Source organism: Okeania sp. SIO3B5, from assembly GCF_010692555.1.
Lineage (GTDB): Bacteria > Cyanobacteriota > Cyanobacteriia > Cyanobacteriales > Microcoleaceae > Okeania.
On sequence record NZ_JAAHHG010000573.1, the window covers coordinates 1 to 6,171 of the forward strand.

4 protein-coding genes are annotated in these 6,171 nt (G+C 40.2%); 1 reads left to right on the plus strand and 3 read right to left on the minus strand.

Annotated elements, in window-relative coordinates; all coding sequences use genetic code 11:
• Positions 1–127 precede the first annotated feature (127 nt).
• Both F6K54_RS38440 and clpS read right to left on the minus strand, forming a co-directional pair.
• A complete protein-coding gene (locus F6K54_RS38440; protein WP_293089367.1) occupies positions 128–1,153 on the minus strand; it encodes a CPBP family intramembrane glutamic endopeptidase in 1,026 nt (341 codons plus the stop codon).
• A gap of 72 nt (positions 1,154–1,225) precedes the next feature.
• Complete coding sequence (clpS, locus tag F6K54_RS38445) at positions 1,226–1,513, minus strand: ATP-dependent Clp protease adapter ClpS (RefSeq protein ID WP_293089369.1); 288 nt, start codon at positions 1,511–1,513, stop codon at positions 1,226–1,228.
• Between the two features lie 1,111 nt (positions 1,514–2,624).
• On the opposite strand from clpS, the gene F6K54_RS38450 reads away from it, so the two are divergent.
• A complete protein-coding gene (locus F6K54_RS38450) occupies positions 2,625–3,134 on the plus strand; it encodes a DUF3172 domain-containing protein (protein ID WP_293089371.1) in 510 nt (169 codons plus the stop codon).
• Positions 3,135–3,946: 812 nt separating this feature from the next.
• Here F6K54_RS38450 and F6K54_RS38455 read toward each other — a convergent pair.
• Positions 3,947–5,470, minus strand: a complete 1,524-nt coding sequence (locus tag F6K54_RS38455; protein WP_293089373.1) for an AMIN domain-containing protein — start codon at positions 5,468–5,470, stop codon at positions 3,947–3,949.
• Positions 5,471–6,171 lie beyond the last annotated feature (701 nt).

Consider the following 6,171-nt stretch of genomic DNA (forward strand, 5'->3'; position numbering starts at 1 on the left):
TTCCCATCTCACCATCTCCCCATATCCCCATCTCCCTATCTCCCCATATCCCCATCCGCCTCCAGGGAGGGATTAGGGGTGGGTCCCTACCCTAACAAAAAGACTTTATTCAGCAGATAAATCAGTTTCACTTTCGCTGAATAAACAAAGCGATCGCCCCTAAAAATAACCACCCCATTACACCCGCTAAAGGATTACCATTCATCCCAACTATCCACTCTTCAACTACACTAGAATATTTAACTAAACCACCAACATTAATAATGTAATAACCCCAAACAAAACCAGCATGAATACCAATAGGCAAACCCAATAATTCTTGTTGATAATAAGTCAATTTATCTTTTTCTTTTAAGTTTAATACCTCACTATCTACAAGGTCTTTATAATTAGTCCCCATCCACTTCTTCTTACTTCTTACTTCTTTCTTCCTTCTTACTTCTTCCTTCTTCCTTCTTCCTTCTTCCTTGGTTAGGATTTGAGTCCCCATCCACTTTCTCCTTCTTCCTTCTTCCTTCTTCCTTCTTCCTTCTTCATCACGTTTTGCCCAAACAAAGATTAAACCTAACAACACCAAACCAGGAAACTGAAACCAAGTTCGTAAAATTTCTGCCACTGGTTTAATAAAGTGTAGTAAAGCATATACAACACTACTTACCCACAAAGCTACTTTTGGTTTGTAGTCTCGCTCCAACTCATCCAATAACCAACCTCGAAATAGTAACTCCTCAGCAAAACCAATACCCACAGATACCAATAAACCTTCCAGAATAAATTGAGGTAACTTTGCTGAAGGTGACTGCCATATTACCCATCCCAGAAGCGCTTCTAATATAAAAAAACCAAACAGACTAACTAAACCTATTCCTAAACCTTGCAAAAATTTCTGAAAGTTGCGCCTACTTATTTCTAAACCGTAGCGACGTAGTAGGTGTGGTTGTTGATAAACTTTCTTTCCCCAAAACTGGACCAAAATAATAAACTCTATATATAGGAGAGCGATCGCCAATATACTCGCCAAATTTGCATCTCGCCCAAAAAAATATATTGGTGCTGCTAGTGGTATCCAACTCAGAAGTAATATTAAAATAAAAATTCCTACTCTTATAGGAACCGGAAACTTTGCAATTTTGCCGAATAATAAATTTGGCACTACCAACACCTATAAAAAAGAGAAACCGAGCTTCTCAAAGTCGAAAATCGGTTTCTATAAATTACTATCAAATCAATCATCAGGTTCTATAGTGCTAGTTAGTCCCTGATGTTTTAAATTTTGGCAATAAAACTCAGCGTGTTCTAAAGCACAGGTAATTACCAATGCAATACCATTACTATGAGCTTCCATCATAATATCGACAGCTTGGGGTTGAGTTAGACTCGGCACTGTCTTCATCAAAGCCTGCACAACATACTCCATACTATTAAAATCATCATTATGGAGTAATACACGATAACGTGGTGCAGGTTTACGGACTGTGGAAGTGGAACGTTTTTCTATAGTCTCGACAGACACTACTCTATCCTGTTTAAAGAATACTAATAGTTCTTGACATCCTCCCGACGCTGCTCTGCGAGACAGCGCGGGATTCCCATCCACCAATCAAACAGACTAAGCTGACTGAACGACTCAGGGCGGGTTGACACCTCACTGGAAAATGCTGGCAATGCCAGTCTAACGCTTCCTCTGTGTCCGTTTAACGTCTCCGAGTGCCCCTCGGCGACGAGACATAAAAATATAGTCAAATATGACATATCATTATTTTGCAAGTGTTACCTTGACTGGGTTAACTACAACACCCTCGCTTCCCATAGCTAAAAGCATTTGGGACTGCTTTTTTCTTTTCCTCTTTGCATGATTATCTCTCTGATTCAATTTTTACTTGGTCATAATACAGAGGCTTGGACATAGGTTCTGATGTGTCTAGAGGTAGCGTGTCAGTCCAGGAATTTCACCCTATTGAACTCAGATCGTTGACTCTTGAGGATATTTGATTTTCGTTCTTATCACAGACATTGTTAGATTATGTCAATAGTCGCCCAAATTTCTGGAGACCATATGACTATATTTAACTATATTTGTTTTGAATGTTTATGATACCCAGATATTGTAAGTATATAGTTCATAAAAATATAGTCAAATATGACATATCCTTATTTTGCAGGAGTTACCCTGACGCTCGTGTTAGCGCAGCTCCTCCGGAGGAGGCACTACAACACCCTCGCTTCCCATAGTCAAAGACAAAAGAGAGCTGCTTTTCTCATTATGTTTAGAGAACCGTTCACATAACTCATTGATTAACCCAGTAACTCTGGGCCAATTTGATTATACCATTAATACAGATAGTCAAAAGTGATTAAATGTTGTCAAATATTTAGTAGCTCTTTTGTACAAATCTAACGAAGATATTTGACATCACTTGACTATATATGACTATATTTATGTATAACTTTTATTATACTAAGATAATTATAACATAAAACTTAACATTACTCAACAAAGTAAATCAAAAAAATCAAAATTAGGGGGTTATCTAAACTTTTGACTTTTAAATTTTGACTCAAACGCTCTAATTTGAGAATTATAATCTAAGAAGCTCCATAACTTAACTTTATTTATAATTTATATGAAACGTAGACCTCAAACTACCACCGAACCATCTAGATTCAACTATGCCACTATAGCAATTTTAGGAGGAGTATTTGTTTTAGGTATTGGCATCGGCATTGCCTTTAGCTCCACCGCTAATTTTACTCCCCAAAATGTGGCCTCTCGTGAATTTATCGATCGCAGCGTACCAAACCCAGAACTTTGTGTACAGTTTGGAGCTAGTGCTATGGTAACGAATATGAGAGTTTTCTTGACTCTCAATCCTTTTAATGTATATGTGTCTCAACCAAATATCAAACCAGGATGTGTCATCCGCAGAAATAACTGGTCAATTTTGGAGAAAAGAAACTTAGTCAACAACGAGCAAGTACGCGATTGTAAAAATCGAATGAATACTTTTGGTTATACCGGAAATATTAATGATGATCCAGAGATTAACTGTATCTATCAAAACGATAGTGCTCAAAACCTCTTCTTACCCGATCAATTAGGGCCAGGGGGAAATGCTCCTGAAAATAATTTCTAAGGGAGTAGGTTTTGATACGGAGACACGGAGACAGGGGGACGCGGGGACGCGGGGATGCGGAGACACGGAGAAAGGGGGACGCGGGGACGCGGAGAGGGGAAGACTCACAGATAGACGGACGCGACGGTTTTATAATCATGAATAGAGTTAGTAGATTGAATTAATTAGGGTTTGCTGAATAAAGCTAAAAGTCAGGATAGCTAAGGCAAAATAGCTTTTTATATTCAATTTATCTCCTAGTTTATGGCTCTTATTTGCCTCAAAACACTGAAATTTTTTGCTGAAATTCAAGAAAATTTCTTTACATAAAATGACCGAAACTGTTGTCTGTTCACCATTCTCCGCGTCCCCGCGTCTCCGCGTCCCCGTGTCCTACCCCCACCAACCAATTTTTCAGCAAACCCTAATTAGGGTTTGCGCTCATAAAGTCTTTTTGCTGAGGCAGGGAATAGGGAATAGTTAAAACTCAAGAGTTTAGGGGAGTTATAGAGTAATTCCTTGAAATAATAGTTTCTTGATTTGTCTGCCTCGCCTTACCTCAAAATACTCATTTTTTCAACTCTATTAACCGAAAAGCTGGTACAATTTCGGGACCTAAAATTGCTCAAACCAATATCAGTCAATACGCGTGATATTTAATCAGCAAGCCCTAATTACTCAATTATCCAATCTCCGCGTCTCCATGTCTCCACATCCCCGCGTCACCGCGTCACCGCGTCCCCGCGTCTCCATGTCTCCACATCCCCGCGTCACCGCGTCACCGCGTCAAATCTTAAAAAACTTACCCTTGTAAGAAGTGGGGAAGTCTACCTCTAAAAACCGCCAATATCGTCGTAAAACCTAGAAAGAGGTAAATCCTTAACTACACGAACTTCTATAATATTTTTGCCTTCTAGAGTAACAGAACGAGGAGAAGTAAGAACAACACCACCAGCACCAAGAGCTGCTCCTGCCAGAAAACCAAAACCTGAACCTGTCAGTATTAATAATCCTAACCCTCCACCAGCACTACTGGCAGCCAAAACTTTTTCATTTACATTAGGACGGCCTCGGAGTAATTCTGATTCGGCAGAAAAAGGAATTAAGCGCTCATCTAAATATATAGCCCTGGCAATAAATTTACTTCCGTTATTCATAGTATCAAAACCACCAACTACAGGTGTTCTAGCTGGTACTATAACTCTACCAGATTCGTCAACGATCGCCTCTTTGAGCAGCAAAACTTCCTGTATCTCAATATCTAGCGGCAATGTAACTTTTTGAGAAGGATAAATTAAACCTATAACTTCTCCTTCCTCAATTAATATGGAAGAATTATCTTCAGATTGTTTTTGCCCCGATGATCCAGGCAAAGGTTCTCCAAAAGTAATCACACCTACTGATGCTGTAGTATTGTATTTTGATTTTTCTCTGGACTCTGGAGGAAGTGAAATAACTGTCTCTTCTTCCTCTCTCGTCTCAAGTGCGGGTATTTCTACAACCTGAGAACTTTCGGTTTCAGGTTTTTCATTACCCAGAGCATCTATTATTGGAGACCTAAATCTACCTGGCCTGTCAGTAGGAATGACCAAAAATGGTACGGAAGGCTCTGGAGAAGGCCCTGGGTTCGGTAAAGGAGATTCTTCTTCCGGAGCAGTGTCTAACAAACCGACACTATCTTGCTTTGGTTGAGTAGAAGCTTGATTATCTTCTTCTTCGGTAGTTTGAGGATTTTCTACTTCTGTAGTTTCTGGCTCAGTTACCTGTTGTTCGGTAATTTGAGAATTTTCTACTTCTGTAGTTTCTGGCTCAGTTGCTTGTTGTTCGGTAATTTGAGAATTTTCTACCTCTGTAGTTTCTGGCTCAGTTGCCTGTCGAGCTGAAATTATTGCTTCTGATGGCTCTGAAAATTCTCCCTCAGCCATAAGCAAACGTAACTGCCAACTATTTTCCTGTGGTTCAACTTGTTCTAATTGTACTTGTTGAGTAGAGATAACTACTTCAGGAGCAAAATCTATAATAACTTTTGCTTGTTCTGGTTGCTCTTGAGAAAGACTAACTCGGCGCACCAAACCATCGGGATATAACTCAGTTACATCTACACTAACTTCTGTATTTGGAATATATACAATCAGGCGAGCTGGTTCATTTTCCAAAGAAAAACTAGGAGCTGTACCTGATGGGAGAGTAAACTGGAGTTGATTATTGTCTGAGTCAAAAAACCAGTCTGTTAAGAAGGCTGCAAAAACTGGCCGAGTAAAACTAAAATTAATTACCAGTGTTCCTACTAATCCAAGAAATTTTAATAAAAGTTTTGATTTTAACAGATTTTTTGGAGATAAATATTGATTGGGCATAGCTAGCTCCTCACATTTTGGGTAGTGGTGCAGTCATAATTGTATAGGGAGGCTCACACGGATTATGGCACGGATATACGGATATTGTATAGGGGTAGGGGAGTGGCTCACACGGATTATGGCACGGATATACGGATACGGAAAGTGGGGAAGTGGGGGAGTGGCTCACACGGATTATGGCACGGATATACGGATACGGAAAGTGGGGAAGTGGGGGAGTGGCTCACACGGATTATGGCACGGATATACGGATACGGAAAGTGGGGAAGTGGGGGAGTAGGTAAGAAACCAAAATACATCCCCTTTCTTTCTAATTGGAACTGAGGTAATCATAGCTAATATCATTAGACATCTCCGATATTAACGAAGTCAGAAGTCAGAAGTCAGAAGTTATATCATGTCCGGTTGAATAATTAGACTTTGGTGGAAGGAAGGCAGAAGGCAAGAGGCAGGAGGCAGAAGGTTTTCTCAAGAGTGTCACCTTGATTTTATACACAAACGATGCTATCGAACACGATATTAGAAGTTAACCCACCCCTGCCCCTGCCCAACCCACCCCCGCCCCTGCCAGGAGGGAGGGCTGTTTCATTCTCGATAGACACGGGGACGCGGGGACACGGAGACACGGGGATAGAGGCTTTTAAGCAACGTTGAACCAAATATTCTCTCAGAGCTTAAAGGCGCTTATTTGCGCTCAAAAT